The organism is Pseudomonas sp. QS1027 (assembly GCF_002814235.1).
In the GTDB taxonomy this organism is placed as follows: Bacteria; Pseudomonadota; Gammaproteobacteria; order Pseudomonadales; family Pseudomonadaceae; genus Aquipseudomonas.
Genome location: NZ_PHSU01000071.1, coordinates 1 through 853 on the forward strand (window position 1 = coordinate 1; position 853 = coordinate 853).

At 65.5% G+C, this 853-nt stretch carries 1 pseudogene; it reads right to left on the minus strand.

Annotation, left to right across the window (positions count from 1 at the left end):
* Positions 1-853: pseudogene (locus CWE01_RS33190) on the minus strand (hypothetical protein); the annotation flags it as partial.

Sequence of the window (853 nt, forward strand, 5' to 3'; positions counted from 1 at the left end):
TCGAGTTGCGTCTGTTGTTCGGCGTTGGGCGCTCCGAGTTGCTCCATTTTCGCCAGCTCAGTGGCGCGCCAGTGGCCGTCGCCCAGGTTCGGGGCGGCGATCAGGGGCATCAGGTAAGGTCGGCTCAAATCCTGCTGGTCCGGATCCGGCCAGAGCATCGGGTGCAGAGGGTGGCGCCTGTCCGTCGCCAGCGCGCTGATAAAACGCTGTCCGGCACTGACACCGGTGCTGACCAGACTGACCCCGGTGGCGGCATCGGTGATATCGCCATTGACCGCCAGGGCGTCCAGTTGCGCCGGATGCGTAGCCAGCACTGCGAACAACCGGCTGACAAAATGCAGCGCCGCCGCGTACTCGAAGTGTTCCAGGCTCAGGTGATCGGCCACCGCCTGTTGCACCGACGGTTGTTGCAGGCTGTCGCTCAGCAACGTCTGGCCACGGTCGAGCCGGCGCCAGATCCGCGCGCGTTCGCGAGCGGCGGTCAGGCGGTTGATCTCGCATCGACCGCGTTTCCCCAGGATATCGAGGCTGTGTTGCAACGGGTTTTTCTTCCCGCCGATCTCGCCGGGCACGATCAACTGCTGGATCAGCAGCGCGCTGGCGTGATGGGCTTGCCGACTGGCCCACGCGCCGCACAGATGCAGCAGGCGTTGCTGGTCCGACAGACGGGCCTGCAGGTGTCGCAGACGGTAATACGGATCTTCCAGCAATACGCCGCAGAGCTGTCGGACGCGGGCCCGCTGCAGCACATCGACTCCCGGCGCTTGTGCCTGCCAGAGCGGATCGAACGCCGAGTCTTCGGGCTCGACGAGTCGCTCCAGACAATGAGCCCAGGCGCCGCTTTCCAGTGGCT